The sequence below is a fragment of the Peribacillus sp. SIMBA_075 genome (assembly GCF_046534585.1).
The window spans coordinates 14,857-31,346 of the sequence record NZ_JAWRYN010000053.1 but is presented as its reverse complement, the minus strand read 5'-3'; the positions used below and the strand labels follow the sequence as shown (position 1 = coordinate 31,346).

Genomic DNA, 16,490 nt, shown 5'->3' with positions numbered 1-16,490 from the left:
GTCTCGCACTTCCGCTCCAATCAACCTTAAATAGTTTCGTTTTAAAAACAACAATCTTTACGAAAAGAGCCTTTTATAAAAAGAATAATCCAATTTAAATAATAGTAATGGCATATTAGTTATTGACACAAGAAGGTCGTCAATGAAGGCGATCTTCTTGTGTCAATTTTTTAGAATAAGGGATTCCTTGTTGGAATATTATGTTAAAGTTAAAGCGAGCAGAGCAGTTTTTAGGGTATTGACGGTGAGTGTAATGGGGGGGAATGATTATCTTCGTGAAAAGTCCTATATTTCATTAAAACTAAAACAGTTTAAATAATAATTCTTAAGGGGTGTTTATTTATAGTTATAAATAGAAATAAACATGAGAGTTTAAATGGAAGCGCTCTGTTCATTGTAGAGGTAGAGATTTACGAACTCACTGGTCTGGCAGCTGAGGTGACCTCATGACAGTAATGAAAAAGCAGCCAATTTCACATTTGATGAAGAAGCGTAGATTTTGGGGTTATGGTGCCGCTATAGCGTTAATGCCTTATCTGTTAATCAAAATCGCCTGGACGTTCGGTCTCTTCATGCCGACCGAACAAATGGGCGACCCAAGTTGGCGCGCTGCAAACGCAGTAACAATGGTTCTAGCTGCAGTTGGTATCCTGTTAGCATTGGCGTTTAGCATGACATGGGGTGAGCGACTGCCCGCCTGGTTGGTTGCCTTGCCCGTCTGGGTAGGTACTGGTTTACTTATTCCTATGCTGTTGCTAGCACCTGTGCTTGGTCCTGCTGCTATGATACGCGATCAGCAGGCAGGAGCTGTCAACGTTTGGGTATATGAGCAGATTTTCGTAATGGTCTCACTGGTTGGAGTCGGCATCTGCCTACCTTTCGCCTTAGCTGGATACGCTAAAGCGCGTTGGCCAGAGGCATTTGCTGATCCAATCGACATTGAATTACTCCCGGGCAACAGCCAGAAACTGCATATCACCTTGGCTAGGCTTGTCGCGGCTGGCTGTATCCTGCTTGGATTTATTAAGCTATTCTGGGCGGTTGGTGGAACTATTGGCATCAACCCAGCTATGTTGGATAACCGCGATATATGGTGGCACCTATTGTCGTTGAGTACCGGTGTGTGGGCCTTCGCGGGGGCATGGGGTTTGTTGGTACTGACCACCCGCCGCGGGTCGAAGAGGTTCCTCCCTCCTATGGCAGCAGCATGGATCTCGTCGGGAATGCTGTTTTCTCATAACCTCTTTAACCGCTTGTCCGCCATTCGCCCCGATGCACAACCTGCTCTAGAGTACCCGCTTGCATATGTACTAACCACCGAGTTAAGTAGCGTCTTGGGAGTGATGATGGGAATAATTATCCTGATGGTACTGCACGACCGCCGGAGAGCAATGCGCAGTTCTAGAAGGAATTAATGTCCTAATATTGAATTATATTTATAAAAAGAGAAAAACATAAAATAAAAAAACTGCCCAATTCCATGTCGGATTGGAGGTTCTGCTGGATTTTATACAGAGAGTCTTTAAAACAATGAATGAAACGCCACATAATACTTATCAAATACTAACGAAACGTTCTAAACGACTAAGTGAATTGGCTGAACCCTTAGATTGGACACATAATATTTGGATAGGAATAAGTTTAGAGAATGAAGATGTATCTTAAGGAAATCATTAAAGATATAACCAATATCACGATTAAATTAGTAGTCTCATTTTCAATATATTTAAGTGTAATTAATCCACCGTACCCCATAATAATACCGGATAAAATAACTTTGATAGTATCGATTAAATTTAAATTAAACCCAATTAATTTTTTAATTGAAAAGAAATGAAGGGATGTACCTAAGGTCAATCCAATATTTAAAGATAGGGCGACTCCATAAATCCCCAATTCAGGGTTGGAAGCAAGAAACACTATAGAAATTAGGGATATTATAGAAGCCACTAAATTATTTATCATGACAGTATTTGCTTTTCCTAAACCAATCAGTACTGCTTGAAAGGGAGTACGAAAGTAGTGTAATAGAAAGAATGGCCCCATGATTTTAAGAAAAGTACCTGCTTCTGGTGACTTATATATCAGTGTCGTTAAAGGCTCTGCAAAAACGTACAAAATGATTGTCCATGGAACGCCTACAATCAAAGCTATGTTAACAGCTTGTTGAATTCTTTTCTTCATAAGAAGATGATTATTATTCTCTTTCGATTCACTAATAGCTGGTACTAAAGCTATTGATAAAGAATTAGTTACAAAACCCGGAAGAAGCATTAAAGGTATAGCATACCCCATCACAATACCATATTGTTTGGTAGCTAAAGCCGTTCCAAACCGGCCAGAGCCAAACTTTGTGTAATCAGAATGGGCTGAATAATTCCTATCAAAGATTGTATTAAGCCGTTTCCAGTTGTCGGAAGTCCAGTTTTAAGTAAATCGAAGAAAATTTCCTTACCTTTTCTGATCTGTTTTATAAAGGAATGGTGTAATTTGAATTTTTTATGTTTTGACCATTTAAATACAGAGAATAAATATAGTAGAGAAAATCCCTCCCCAATAATGCCACAAAGAATTGCCCCAGCTGCAGCATATTCGATTCCATAAGGAAGTAGCCACTGAACTAGAAAAAATATAAGCCCAATTCTAACAACTTGCTCAATTGCTTGGGATAGCGCAATTGGCGTCATGTTTTGTTTGCCACGGAAATATCCTTTTATGACTGAAGAAACTGCCACAATAGGAACTATCGGTATCACGGCAAGTAAAGAATAATAAGCTCTTTGATCTGTTAAGAAATGTGAAGATAATGCCTTAGCACCGAAAATTGCAATAATCATTAAAACTAATCCTAATAAGCTAGTAGTTACTAATGATACAATCAGGATTTTTTTTACACGTCTATAGTTTCCCTTTATTTCGGCTTCAGCAACCAGTTTAGATATAGCTATGGGAAGTCCTAACGTAGTTCATGTAATTAAAAGACCAGTAACAGGCATTGCCATCATGATAAGACCGACACCTTCAAGACCTATTACATTTGCTAACACTATTCCGTTGGCAAATCCCAATATCTTTGTAATGAATGCGGCAACTGTTAAAATCATAGTTCCTTTAAAAAGAGATTGTTTAGTCATCAATTATTCACCCTCTACCTTGTCCATATATGAATATATGCATGATAAAGGTAAAACTAGCTTCTTTTTTTTAGCAGAAAGGAATGATATAGAATAAAGGGTAGGGTACATATATTACAGATTAGAAATGGAGAAAGATATGATGTTAAACTAAATACATTAGTACCAGAGCTATCAGTTTCAGATATAAATAAAAGTCTAAATTTTTATTTAAACATTCTCTCGTTTAAGTTAGAGTACCAACGTCCAGAAGATAAGTTCGCTATGCTATCACTAAATGACTGTCAAATTATGATTGAAGAGATAAATGGCTATTGGCAGACTGCGGAGTTAACATATCCTTTTGGGAGGGGAATTAACTTTCAAATAACGGTAAGTGATATTAACGAAATATATAAGAGTCTAAGAATGTATGAGTATCCGATTAAGATAGAAATTCAGGAGAATTGGTATAGGGCGAATAATAAATTAAAGGGACAAAAAGAATTTTTAATTATGGACCCAGACGGATATTTATTAAGGTTCGTCCAAACCTTGGAGGAAAGAGAAAATGTATAATATTAATAATTTAATAGCTTTGGAGGTTTGAAATGATTAATGGTGGAGATGGATTATTTGCTCTTATAGCTTTTTTACCCATTATTTTTTGTTTAGTTATTACTGGCTTTTCCATTTATTTTGTAATTAAGGTAATTAAGTTCATGAATGAAAAAACAAAATTAGACCGAGAAAGAAATGAGAAGCTTGATGAATTAATTAAGGTCAATCAAGGTAAAAAAGATTAAATTCAACAAACGGGCGTTAGTGCCATAAGAAGGTCGCCAATTGGCGGCTGTCCTTATGGCACTAATCGTATATAGGAACAAGAAAGTATATTATGTGTTAAAAACCATTAGGGTAGATTTATCAATCTATCAATCTGTGTTTATGGTAGGGATACCGTCAGGAAAATACCCTTAGCGTATGTTTTCCGCAAAATGTTGGTGGTACGCCAAAATGAAGAAATCACTGAAAAATTGGAATGGTGCAAATTTCTACTTTGAATTGCATAAATTATGAAGTTTTGAATTAAATATATCCCTATTTTGGGAGATAATTGTTTCCATCCGGAATGTTATTTTAAGAGAAACCCTTGATAATTATATTATTATTCTAATTACTTGCAATTGGCATAAAATTTGCACTTAACCTAAATGTCAGGACTTGCTCTTCAAGAATCCTTGAAAATTCACCAATTTTAATTATTGAGAGGAGGAATTAATATGAATACACAACAAAAAGGCTGATGTTTATTTTTCAAGTATCGCCTGCTTCATTCGCGATAAAAATGAAGAAATGTCCCGATTATCAATCAGTTGTTATGGAACAGCGAGAGGAAAAAGAAGTTTTTCAGTTAGATCTAAGAAAATGGACGTGAATTATGTTTTTGGAACAAGAGCGTAAATGACTTGGAGTAACGTGAAGGCGCTTTCACTTTTCAAATGTTGGCTTCAAAACTGATCATGCACTATTAAGACAAAATAACAAATACCTTTTGATGTTGAAAGATTTGTCTAAAAGAAGTGTCATCATCAGAGATAAAAAATGAAGGATGAACTGGTTATTGAAAATATTTCTCAGGAACTGGAATAGGACTCTATCTGAATGATAAAATAATTTTTTCTTTCATTTTCTATTCTACTAATCTGATAAATGAAAGATATTAATCTAAAAGGAGATATTTATTTAGTTGATTGAAAAAATCAGTACCAATACTTGTTTTCTTTTTCATACGATAAAATTCTTGGCACATAGTTAGAACTATAGTGAATGCACATAATTAAATTAGGATGTGAATACTTTGAACAGTATCATACGTAATTCCAAATTTACATTTTTGATTACAATTCTTTTGCCTGTGTTGATAGTTTTAAATGCTTGTACAAATCAAACAGACGTAACTGAGGAAAAAGATAAAGAAATAGCTAGTGAGGCATCTAAGGAAAAGGCGACACTTGTACTTAAAAACGGTATTATACATACCGTGGATGAAGCTAAACCTACAGCTGAAGCGATAGCATCCAAAGATGGTGAAATCATCTTTATTGGAAGTATCAAAGATGTGGAAAAATATGTTGGGGACGACACACAGGTCATTGACCTAAAAGGTAAGATGGTTTCCCCTGGCTTTATGGATGGTCATATTCATCCTCCAGGCCTATGGATCTCTAAGCTATTTGCAGTAGATCTTTCAAAACTAAAAAGTCATAAAGAATATATTCAGGCTGTCGCTAAATTTAGAAAGAACAACCCTGACGCCAAAATCATTACAGGTACAGGATGGCTAAATGGACAGTATGAACAACCAGATGGTACAAACCCAGGCCCAAAGAAAGAGGATTTGGATGCTGTTGTTTCCGATATTCCAGTAATCCTTAATTCTATCGATGGCCATTCTGTATGGGTAAACTCCAAGGCACTTGAGATGGCAGATATTACTAAAGATACAAAGGATTCAGAGGTTCCAAAAGGTGGCATGATTGAACGTAATCCAGACGGATCTCCCCGAGGAGTATTACGTGAAGGTGCAACTGATTTGCTCGCTGATGTACGGAGTTTGTTTGAGATTAGTGAGGAGCAGTATAGAGAGGCTTTCTTAGCAATTCAGGAAGAAATGCATAGTTTCGGTATCACTGGAATCATGAACATGTCCGGTAGCGAAATGAGTTTGAAAGTAATGAATCAGCTAGAAAAAGAAGGTAAATTGACTTTGCGAGTTGCGACTGCAATTACCTTCGATCCAGGGACCCAGCCAGAAAAAGCTGTAAAAACGATTTTAGATGCTCGTCAAAAGTACAACTCCGATTTGCTGAAAATCAATACCGTAAAACTGTTTGCCGATGGTGTAACCGAAGGTAAGACTGCACTATTCGTTGATCCATATACAAAGAACGCTGGTATGGGACATAACCACCATGGTGAAGCGAATTGGGAGGTTAAAGAATTTAATCATATGGTTTCCACATTGGACAAAGAAGATATACAGGTGCATTTTCACGCTATCGGTGATGGAGCTGTGAAAATGAGTCTCAATTCCATTGAGAAGGCTATTAAAGCTAACGGTAAACGTGATTCCCGTCATACTATTACTCATATTTCATCTATCCAAGATAGTGACATAACCCGTATGGCCGAAATGGGAGTCATTGCAAGCATGCAACCCTTCTGGTTTTATAAGGATCAATACTATGAGTTGGAAAAGTCAATGATAGGTGAGAAGCGTGCACTGGCAATGTACCCAACCCGAAAGATGTGGGATACCGGGGTAACTATTGCTAGTAGTAGTGATTATTCTCCAACTCCCGATTACCGTCCACTTAACGCTATAGAAACTGGAGTCACTAGAAATAGTCCATATCTAAAAGAACAGGATTCCGATTTAGTTCGTAATTCTTCTCAGGCTCTCACTGTTGAGGAAATGGTTCAGTCTTTTACAAAAAATGTGGCTTACCAGATTTTCCGTAATGACTTAGGTAGTCTTAAGGTTGGCAATAAGGCTGATTTTGTAGTTCTTGAAAAGAATATTACCAAAATTGACCCAAAAGACATCTCTGAAACTCCAGTGGTCTACACTATTGTTGACGGAAAGATTGTTTACAAAGGAAAATAAAAATCAATCTTAAAATATATTGATTGTATATTTTACAAAACTCCTCGAAGATTTTGGGATAGATGTGGTACATTGATCCGATTGGATAGGTTGTTAATTGTTAGCGTTCTGCGGTGCTTTGTGGATATCTATATGAATAATACTCTATTTTTTTAAGTACAGTGAAGTGTTTTACATTAAAATTTAACAACTTTATTTTAACCCCGTCTGATAATCAGAACGGGGTTATACATGTTTAAGGTTTTTATATTAAATAACTTTATTGTCTCTTTACATTAACTGCGGAAATAAATGAATAGGCTACACTTAGTTGGACAGAATTTTTAAGGTCAAGTAGACTACAGAAACTACATTTGAGGAAAAGCTACATGGCCAAAAGAGAACGCCGAACATTTACCGAAGCGTTCAAACAACAGATGGTGCAGCTGTACCAAAATGGGAAGTCAAGAAAAGAGATTATTCGTGAGTATGATCTGACTTCTTCTTCTTTAGATAAGTGGGTGGGTCAGAGTCAGAACTCGGGTTCTTTTAAGGAAAAAGACAATCTAACCGATGAATAAAAGGAACTCATGGAACTCCGAAAGCGAAATAAGCAACTCGAAATGGAAAATGACATGTTAAAGCAAGCCGCGCTGATACTAGGACGAAAGTAAATGTGATTAAGAATAATCCGCATAAATACTCGATATCAGCAATGTGTAAAGTCCTGCAAATCCCTAGAAGCACCTATTATCATGAGGCGAAAGAAAGATCAACAGAGGATGATATTACTTCGGATATAATCGATATTTTCCATACGAGCCGTCAAAATTATAGAACACGTAAAATCAAAGTAGAACTAAAGAAACGTGGTCTCATCGTTTCTAGACGAAGAATTAATTTAACCCTCATACCAAATCATGTAATAAATCCGAACAGAAAAATGAACTGAACCGCGCGTTCGACCAGGAAGAAGAAATGACAGTGGTCTGGATCTTACGAAGGTCAACCTTGATGGAGGCGAATGCACGATAGACAAGAAAAGCATATTTGTTTGTTCCTTTACTGAAGCCCACGATTTCCCGATTAAAGAGTTCGACAAATATCTTCCATAGGGATCGTGGGATTGAGTTTAAAAATAAGCTCATGGATGATGCTTTAAATACCTTTAACATTCAACGATCTTTAAGCATGAAGGGCTATCCATATGACAATGCCGTAGCTGAAGCAACGTTTAAAATCATCAAAACGGAGTTTGTGAAAGGTCAACATTTTGATAGTTTAGAAGAATTAACAAGGGAATTACAGGATTATGTCCACTGGTTTAATCACATACGAATTCATGGGACACTGGGTTATGTAAGTCCGATTGATTACAAACTTGAACATCTTAAAAAAGTTGTCTAGTTTAGTGTTGACATACCATTGTTTGCATTTGCTACTTATATTTGCTAGGACGTAGGAAGTCTGTTTTGCTTGTCTTCCTTTTATTCAGTCAATGTGATGTAACCCACTTTAATCAAAAATTTTCCCTGTTATTTTTTGCACTTTACAAAGATACTACCTAATTGTACAATAAAAAGGACCGAATGGTCTTATAAATTTCGTAAATCTTTTTCAAAAGGAGGCAAATAGATTCATGGTTAATCGCAAGGGAGAACAGACTAAAGCCCTGATCTTAGAAAAAGCATCAAAAATTTTTAATAGCCAAGGATATAGGGCATCTTCTATATCCGACATCATGCACGAGACTGGTCTTCAAAAAGGAGGGATTTATAACCATTTTGAAAATAAAGAGGAAATAATGTTGAGCGCTTTCTCCTTTTCCATTGACACTATGAGTCATTTTTTCTCTGAAGCAATGGCAGGTAAACAAGGATACATGGAACGCCTTCATTCCATTATTTCCGTATTTGAGGGGATTGCTGAAAGAGAATTGTTCCCGGGAGGTTGCCCGATTATGAATGCTGCCATTGAAGCAGATGACGCAGACCCATTGCTTCAAGAAAAAGTCCGTGAAGCAATGGATGGCTTGCTCGGAATGGTTTGTAATCTTGTTCAGGAAGGCATAAAGAAGGGGGAGGTTAAACAAGGAGTGGATCCCGAGTTTGTGGCGACCGTGTTAATCTCCACGCTGGAGGGGGCGCTAGCACTTAGCAAACTTTACAAGAGCCAAGAGTACATGAAAAGAGCTGTGCATCATCTTAGATCGTTTCTTGCTCAGAACTGTGCCTAGCAGTCTAAAAAGAAGCCGGAGATGGCTTTTTTTTTACTCTAAAAAAGACCGATCAGTCTCACAAATTATCTATAATACTTAGAAGGCGATAATACGAAATCTGACAAGGATGCTGTCATAGTGGATGTCGTCTGATCATCGATGGGCAAGAAGAAAGAAACTGTAAGTCTTGACCGTTCCGATAAGCTTTCCGTACACGTTTCTGTGAGCCTTGGTAGAAAGCTTCACGACGGCGTACTTTGCGATGCTACTGATACAGCGATGAGAATAGCCTATGCATCTACCCTCAGCAAAGGGGAGACATTTACAACGCTAGAACTAAAAATCAATTTTACGAAGTCTGTATGAAATGCACACTTCGAATGATTGGGCAGGCCATCAAACAGTACGACTGGGCGTTAAATTGAATGACTAAGGAGTTGAGTGCCATGAAAAAGGGGACAATAAATGATCATCCTACCGTAAAACAATATTACAAGAAAAAGGAAAATATGCAGGGGACCGAAGGCAGGCGCATAGATACACAATGGTTGCGGGATTTATGTCTACATGCAGGAGCCGACGATGTTGGATTCGTCACTATTGACCGAAGCGAACTTGAGGACCAACAAAAAGAAATTTTGAATCTGTTTCCTGAAGCCAGGACGCTTATTAGTTTCGTCTGTAAAATGAACCGCGAGCCCTTGCGTTCGACAGCTCGATCCATTGCAAATACGGAATTTCATCATGTTGTCGATAACGTAACGCATATCGGACATGAAATCGTGAAAGAGCTTGAAGAGCAAGGCATCAAAGCATTGAATCCGCCAGCAGGATTCCCGATGGAGCAGGAAAGTACCGGAAAAGCATGGGTCATCTCACATAAACCAATTGCGGTTGCGGCTGGACTCGGACAAATAGGCATCCATAGAAATGTCATTCATCCCAAGTTCGGCAACTTTATTTTGTTAGGTACGATCCTTACAAATGCAGATATGACTTCGGAAAGTCAGCCCATTGATTATAATCCGTGTTTGGAGTGCAAATTGTGCGTAGCTGCCTGCCCGGTAGGAGCCATTGGCGCTGATGGTCATTTTAATTTCTCCGCCTGTTATACGCACAACTATCGAGAATTTTCCGGCGGCTTCAGCGATTGGGTGAAGAAGATTACCGACAGCAAAAATTCTAAATCATACAGGGACAAAGTAAATGATGCAGAAACAGCATCTATGTGGCAGAGCCTTTCTTTTGGAGCTAGCTATAAAGCGGCCTACTGTATGTCCGTTTGTCCTGCTGGAGAAGATGTAATTGGTGTGTTTCTTGACGATCGCAAGAAATTTTTGAAGGACGTTGTCAAACCACTACAGGATAAAAACGAAATGGTGTATGTAGTGCCGAATTCCGACGCTGAGGATCATGTCAAAAAGCGTTTTCCCCATAAACAAGTTCGACCGGTGAGCAACGGCTTACGATCGAAATCAATCCGTGCGTTTTTGCAGGTGCTTCCTCATATGTTTCAAAGAAATCAAGCAAAAGATTTAGCTGCTACCTACCATTTTACATTTACTGGAGAAGAAAATGCTCAAGCAACGGTTATCATAAAGAACAAGACCCTTACTGTGGAAAAGGGACATCTCGGGGATGCAGATTTCCAACTTATTGCAGACAGTCAAACATGGATTCGGCTGATGGCCAAAGAAACAGGGATATTATCAGCCGTCATGTCAGGTAAAATTCGCACAAAAGGGCAATTAAAGCTGTTTAAAGCTTTCAGCAAGTGCTTTCCGTCATAAAAGATGAGAAGATTTTAATGAAAAGTGGGAAATAACATAATCATTTTGTTAGGTTCGATACATTATGGGTTCTGGTGCAAAAACATATTCCTAGAAACATAGAGGAACAGTTTCCTTTAAATTGCTAACTTATGAAGTTAATCCAAACAGTTGATGGATGAATTTTTTTAGGTTTTGGACAGACACCGCCCTTTGGTGAGTTTGTTTCGTGGAATAAAAGAAATTAAGACTTGCGCCGAAGTTATTAATGAAATAATGAGTACCCTTGAAAAATAATAGTTTAAGTTTCTTTTTCAATAAAAGGGCGCGATTGCTAAATAATAATCAGTTGCTTTTTTACTAAATAAATCAGAATAATTCTATAAATGATTGGATGTAAATTATTAAGAAACCCAGCTAATCTTCTCAAGTGAAGGTAGCTGGGTTTTTAAAGTTGGATGTGCAAAATAACACTTAAAATAAGTGCAAATAATCGGTCAAAGTGACAAAAAAGCATATCCACTTTGGACATGCTTTTCTTTACCAGTTATCCGTTTTATCTAATAATTGTCAACTGTATCGAGATGAATGGAGTTGACTCTTCGGCAATTTCTTCAGTCTCAAAAAGCAATTGGTCAATATCTATTATAGCCAAAACAATTCGCTTTCCTTTTAGTCACTTCTACCTTCATGTTTTGCATAAATACCAATTTCAATTATACATCCGAAACTGCGATCATAACATTGCTAAAACCAATTTCTTCCTATAATTGGCTAGTTTAGGATACGCTTTTTTAGATAAATCCCTATCCTTGAGGAGTAATGCCTGATCTTACATGGATAATGGTTAATGATATAGCTATGAAATCCTAAGAATTCTAGAGCGATCGTGAGATTGTGTTTAGTTTATGGAGTGAGTTTAGTTTAATAAGAGTTCCATTTTAAAAGGAACGCGATTGACGATTCCTAAGAGTATTATTTATTTGCTGCGTTAATGGTACTAAGTGAATTGTTAAGTTCTGTTTTACACTTGTTTACATCAGGATTCGATGAACGAACTGCTGCTAATACAACATCAATTGTTCCATCAATTTTCGTCCATGTAGCGCCATCGATTTTTCGAAGCTTAGGTTCCTGTGTGTCCCATTGATGTTCTAATTCATCTGCCCCTTTTTTCGCTGAAGCAAAGTCATTTTTGTTTACAGCGTTTCGTATATCATTTTCGATTTTTGCAAAATCGTTTAACTGTCCAGATAATGTAGTTTGTGAGGCACCAGACTTTGATGTTGCTTTATTTGCACCTTTTAAGACACTAAGTGAATTAGTAAGTGCTGTTTTGCTTTGATTAACATCAGGTTTTGAAGAACGAACCGCTGCTAGCACAGAGTCAATTGTTCCATCAATTTTTATCCATGTAGTGCTATCAAATTTTCGAAGCTTAGGTTCTTGTTTATCCCACTGATGTTCCAAATTATCAGCGCCTTTTTTTGCTGAAGCAAAGTCGTTTTTATTTACAGCGTTTAGCATATCATTTTCAATTTTAACAAAATCATTTAATTGACCTGCTAATGTAGCTTGCTCTGCAGCACCTTGTGATGCAATATTATTACTGCGCCAGTTATAACCACCTATACCCACAACTAAGAAAATTACGAGTACAACAATCGTTTGTGTTAGCACATGTTTCTTATTTGCATTACTTTGGTTTGTTTCCACTATATCACTTTTAGCATTTGTATCAATTTTTGAAATGGCAAGGAAAACGATGATCGCTAAAATAGCGATAAGAAAAATCACACTCGTAACGGTTGTCCCGATTCCTAATCCGCCATTTACTTTTGGTTGGGATAGGTAATCTCCAATTGACGCTCCAAGCGGACGAGTTAAAATATACGCAATCCAGAAAGCTAATACACCGTCAAGTTTTAAAAATTTATAAGCTAAGAACACAAGAGCAATAATAATAACAACGCCTATTCCTGTATTAAGATAACCAAAACCAAGTTGTTCGGAATATAAATCACCGACCGCTGTTCCAAGTGCAAAGGTGAAAAGGATCGTAAGCCAGTAGAAAACTTCTCTTTTTCTAGTAAAAATCGAGTGGATCGAAAGTGTTTTTTCACTAAGATACCAAAATAAAAAAGTCAGTCCAAGTAGCACCGAGAATACAGCTGTACTAACCTCAAGTGGTACACCCATATTATCTGTCAAATTATCCGTTACCAGTGTTCCAAATACGCTTATAAGAACAACTGTTACCCAGTAAATGGCTGGAACATATTTGTTTGCTTTAAATTGAAAAAACAATGCAATAAAAAACGCAACTCCCATAATAATAGTAGTAAGAGTTAAACCAAGTCCAATGTTGAAATTGATGAAATCAGCAAATGTTTCACCAACAGTTGTACACAAAACTTTGATGATCCAAAAGAACATCGTCACTTGTGGCACTTTGTTAAGTGAAATTTTCATTTTATTTTGGTTTTCTTGCATATATAACTTCCTTTCTTTAAAGGGTTTCCCATAACTTAATTTTATTTCTCTCTCTAAATAAGGATATCCATCCAAATTCAAGTTAATCATTAAGGAAGTCTGCGCTGTTTCTCCCACAGTGGTTGCCATAATCTTGACGGCTCCAAAAAATATGGTGACTTGTGATTCTTTGCATAGCATTTACCGACCTGAATGTTGGACCATTTCAGTTTGTTCAGAAAATGCTAACTCATCTCCTTTTTGGAAGTAATTATTGTAACGAAGCAATTTCCATTTCTGACAAAAATAGAAAATACAACATTTCCACATAATAAGAAAAAGTTTGTTTATCAATTAACCATAGGATTTCAACTCTTAGTAGATTTTCCATTAGAAAAAATCCTTATCTATCTTGACTTAAGTCTTTATGGTTGTACTTAGCCAGGAAAGGGATATGTTTCGTTAATCTGTCATACATGTAGAACACCACTTGTACCAAAGGCTCCAGTTTTTTGGAAGACTGTATAACGAATATGCTTACCCCATATGAAATAAGGGCGCCACCAATCACGTCTGCAGGATAATGGACTCCGACGAATATACGCGAAATGCCAACAATAATAGCCCATACTAATGTGGGATACTTCCACGAGTCGTTTCGTAGCACCATCGTACATGCTATGGAGAATACTAATACCGAGTGATCACTTACAAACGAAGAGTCAGCAGGATGCGGTATTAACTGATGAACATGGTGTGCCACGAATGGACGTGGATGATAGTAGACAAGGTGAAGGATTGCGTTTATGAACAATCCAAGTAAGCAAGAAAAAACAGCGTATATAGCTGTGTACTGTTTTTCCGCTCGTTTTTCTTTGTTTGCAATAAACCATAGGAACAACATAAGTGCGATTACCACATATGGAACGCTATTAGTGATGAATATCATTCCTCTATCTAGATAAGAGAAATGGCCGGACCAACCGTTAAACCATTGAAATATTTCATAGTTCATATTGTTCATCTCCTTACTTATAGGGTTTTGGTTTCTCATTTAAAGTCAAGTTGACCAGAAAGAAGTATTCTGAGTGTATCGAAGGAACCTGAACATCCTATGAAAATTACGTTAAAAATAAATTAAAAAAGAAAAATAAATGCGAGTTTAGTGCTATAGTCGTTAAAAATGAAGGCAAAAACAAATAGTAAGCTATTGCATGTGCAAAGCGTCTTTTGATGTATTTTGGAAGCCTATCGTGAACTTAATTGAGGCTGAAGAAATGGAATTTTTAGTTGTTAACGCACAACATATGAAAGCAGTCCCTGGTCGAAAAACAGATGGCAAGGATGCTGAATGGATAGTTCAACTTCTTCGTCATGGGTTGTTGAAGGCAAGCTTTATCCTTTTCGAAATCAGCGAGAATTGCGTGAGCTTGTTCGTTATCGCAGAAGTATTATTGAAGAACGAGCTAGTAATTCAAAAGGGTCTTGATGGTGCAAATATCAAATTAGGCTCTGTCGTATCGGATATTATGGGCGTTTCATCAAAGGACATGCTTCATGCGATCGCAAATGGTGAGGATGATCCTGAGAAACTAGCAAACTTTGCGAGACGTTCGATGAAGAAGAAAAAGGATGATGTAATCCTTGCCCTGAATGGGTACGTGAAGAATGTACATAATATGGCGAAATATGGAGTCTTGTACAACTCCTTTATTTCACTATGATTTCACGAAATCTTCATGTCCTGAAATCACTCCATTTAACTTTGACCTTACAATCAAGGGTGATGAAATCCTGCGAATAAGTGAGCACTCGAGAGATATTTGCATCAAACATAGGGAGTTGAAGAGTGCTGTTTAATCTTTATTCAACAATTGGGCCAGATTGTTGAATAAGATAGTAGTTTAGTTATATAGATTATAAATACGCATAACGATATAATTTTCAGAGTATTGAAAAAATATCAAGGAGAGGATTATAATGAAACAAAAATTATTGGTATTTCTTTCATTTTTGGCGTTAACCACAATGTCATTTTCTATTCCCAATGTAGAGGCTGCAAGTTATAACGGGAAGAGTCCAGTTTCTACTGGTTGTCAAAATGATGCCTACACGGCAGTTTCTACGAATGTGAAGAAGGATAATGGAACCATTGTTGGAACAATTCAGGTGAAATATAGTCCATCCTGTAAGTCTGCTTGGGCGAAAACTACATTTAATTCTGCCTTGCCATCCGGTTATACAGGGAATGCCTTTATTCACCAGTATAATTCCGATCATTCGATAAAGCTCCGATCATATGATTGCAATAGTTCTGGAGGAAATGGAAAAGTACTTTCCGGACAAAAATCATGTTATACCCCCATGGTTGATGATCCAGTGGGAAATTATGCGAAAGCAGAAGGATATCGATCAACAAGCTCGAATCCTTTTGAGGCTTATGGTATTACTGGATACTATTAAATAGGGGTCCTGCCGACAAAACGCGAATACGCTAAGACAATTTTTGGAATAAAAAGCCCTGGATTTTCTACGCTAAGTAGAAGATTCAGGGCTTTGTTTGAAAAGACTTATCTTAATTGTTGAACACTTTTTTTTAATATCTTTTTCATCACATTGTTTAACAGTTAGCCAAGGTTCAATTAGCATTTTTAAGTCCAGTTGAAATATGGTAGAATCCGCATTAGTGATCCGATTATTCGGTTCGATAATTTACAACGATTGTAAATTTTTATACATGTGACCCCTTAATCCTCGAATCGTTTCCGTGCCCTTAATAAAGTTGTATCGTTTTGAATGATTGATTGAAAGATGGGCTATATTTGATGTGAAACGTTGATTATGGGGAAAGGTAATAAATATATCTTTAATAGTGTGATTTACAAGGTTGATCCGGAGAAAGCTGTGTTTAATAATAAAACGGTTAAATAACCTGACCCAAAATTCTATTACAAATGCGTCTTACCCTCATACCGTCAATAATAGTGATAAACATAGTCTAATAGTTTCTGACGGTGTAGATGTTGCAATAGAAGTAAAGCCTGATATAGCTAATTTTCATGAACTCCAAAGAAGATTAGTGCAAGGTATATCAGTAAAAAAATTGCGTCGACGAGTCAATACACTTATTTACGAAAATTCTAAGCCAGAATATATACGCAATCATTCAAAACAGGTCCCTTTTATTTTTAGTATAAAGGCTAAACGTAATATTGATGACACAATTAGAGAAATCAAGACATATTACGAAGAAAATGACGTTCCTATTT

At 37.0% G+C, this 16,490-nt stretch carries 11 protein-coding genes and 3 pseudogenes; 10 read left to right on the top strand and 4 right to left on the bottom strand.

Features of this window, described 5'->3' with window-relative positions:
• Nucleotides 1–446: 446 nt before the first annotated feature.
• Nucleotides 447–1,415 (top strand): hypothetical protein, encoded by a 969-nt coding sequence (locus tag SB775_RS24255; protein ID WP_410863696.1) that lies wholly within the window; start codon nucleotides 447–449, stop codon nucleotides 1,413–1,415.
• Nucleotides 1,416–1,530: 115 nt separating this feature from the next.
• The gene (locus SB775_RS24250) at nucleotides 1,531–1,665 is read left to right on the top strand and encodes a DUF5131 family protein (RefSeq protein ID WP_410863694.1); all 135 of its coding nucleotides are present in this window, start codon (nucleotides 1,531–1,533) and stop codon (nucleotides 1,663–1,665) included.
• Here SB775_RS24250 and SB775_RS24245 read toward each other — a convergent pair.
• Both SB775_RS24245 and SB775_RS24240 read right to left on the bottom strand, forming a co-directional pair.
• Complete coding sequence (locus tag SB775_RS24245; RefSeq protein ID WP_410863693.1) at nucleotides 1,642–2,295, bottom strand: lipid II flippase MurJ; 654 nt, start codon at nucleotides 2,293–2,295, stop codon at nucleotides 1,642–1,644. The two genes, SB775_RS24250 and SB775_RS24245, sit on opposite strands and share 24 nt — an antisense overlap.
• Nucleotides 2,296–2,318: 23 nt before the next feature.
• Nucleotides 2,319–3,104, bottom strand: a pseudogene (locus SB775_RS24240) (oligosaccharide flippase family protein).
• Between the two features lie 123 nt (nucleotides 3,105–3,227).
• On the opposite strand from SB775_RS24240, the gene SB775_RS24235 reads away from it, so the two are divergent.
• The 6 genes and pseudogenes from SB775_RS24235 to SB775_RS24210 all read left to right on the top strand — a co-directional run bounded on the left by SB775_RS24235 (nucleotide 3,228) and on the right by SB775_RS24210 (nucleotide 10,770).
• On the top strand, nucleotides 3,228–3,692 hold the full coding sequence (locus SB775_RS24235) for a bleomycin resistance protein (RefSeq protein WP_410863703.1): 465 nt from the start codon (nucleotides 3,228–3,230) through the stop codon (nucleotides 3,690–3,692).
• Nucleotides 3,693–3,724: 32 nt separating this feature from the next.
• Nucleotides 3,725–3,919, top strand: a complete 195-nt coding sequence (locus SB775_RS24230; protein ID WP_410863692.1) for a hypothetical protein — start codon at nucleotides 3,725–3,727, stop codon at nucleotides 3,917–3,919.
• A gap of 1,055 nt (nucleotides 3,920–4,974) precedes the next feature.
• Entirely contained in the window at nucleotides 4,975–6,783 is a 1,809-nt protein-coding gene (locus SB775_RS24225; protein ID WP_410863690.1) for an amidohydrolase, read from the top strand.
• A gap of 368 nt (nucleotides 6,784–7,151) precedes the next feature.
• Nucleotides 7,152–8,169 (top strand): annotated as a pseudogene (locus tag SB775_RS24220) (IS3 family transposase).
• A gap of 232 nt (nucleotides 8,170–8,401) precedes the next feature.
• On the top strand, nucleotides 8,402–8,998 hold the full coding sequence (locus SB775_RS24215) for a TetR/AcrR family transcriptional regulator (RefSeq protein WP_410863688.1): 597 nt from the start codon (nucleotides 8,402–8,404) through the stop codon (nucleotides 8,996–8,998).
• A gap of 428 nt (nucleotides 8,999–9,426) precedes the next feature.
• Nucleotides 9,427–10,770: an SCP2 sterol-binding domain-containing protein gene (locus tag SB775_RS24210; protein WP_410863687.1), complete on the top strand. Its 1,344-nt coding sequence runs from the start codon at nucleotides 9,427–9,429 to the stop codon at nucleotides 10,768–10,770.
• Nucleotides 10,771–11,724: 954 nt separating this feature from the next.
• Here the strand turns inward: SB775_RS24210 and SB775_RS24205 are convergent.
• Both SB775_RS24205 and SB775_RS24200 read right to left on the bottom strand, forming a co-directional pair.
• On the bottom strand, nucleotides 11,725–13,371 hold the full coding sequence (locus SB775_RS24205; protein ID WP_410863685.1) for a COG4705 family protein: 1,647 nt from the start codon (nucleotides 13,369–13,371) through the stop codon (nucleotides 11,725–11,727).
• 253 nt (nucleotides 13,372–13,624) lie between these two features.
• Nucleotides 13,625–14,236 (bottom strand): undecaprenyl-diphosphatase, encoded by a 612-nt coding sequence (locus SB775_RS24200; RefSeq protein ID WP_410863683.1) that lies wholly within the window; start codon nucleotides 14,234–14,236, stop codon nucleotides 13,625–13,627.
• A 223-nt stretch (nucleotides 14,237–14,459) separates the two neighbouring features.
• On the opposite strand from SB775_RS24200, the pseudogene SB775_RS24195 reads away from it, so the two are divergent.
• Together SB775_RS24195 and SB775_RS24190 are read left to right on the top strand one after the other, a co-directional pair.
• Nucleotides 14,460–14,879, top strand: a pseudogene (locus SB775_RS24195) (IS110 family transposase); the annotation flags it as partial.
• 322 nt (nucleotides 14,880–15,201) lie between these two features.
• Entirely contained in the window at nucleotides 15,202–15,684 is a 483-nt protein-coding gene (locus SB775_RS24190) for a DUF2690 domain-containing protein (protein ID WP_061463321.1), read from the top strand.
• Nucleotides 15,685–16,490 lie beyond the last annotated feature (806 nt).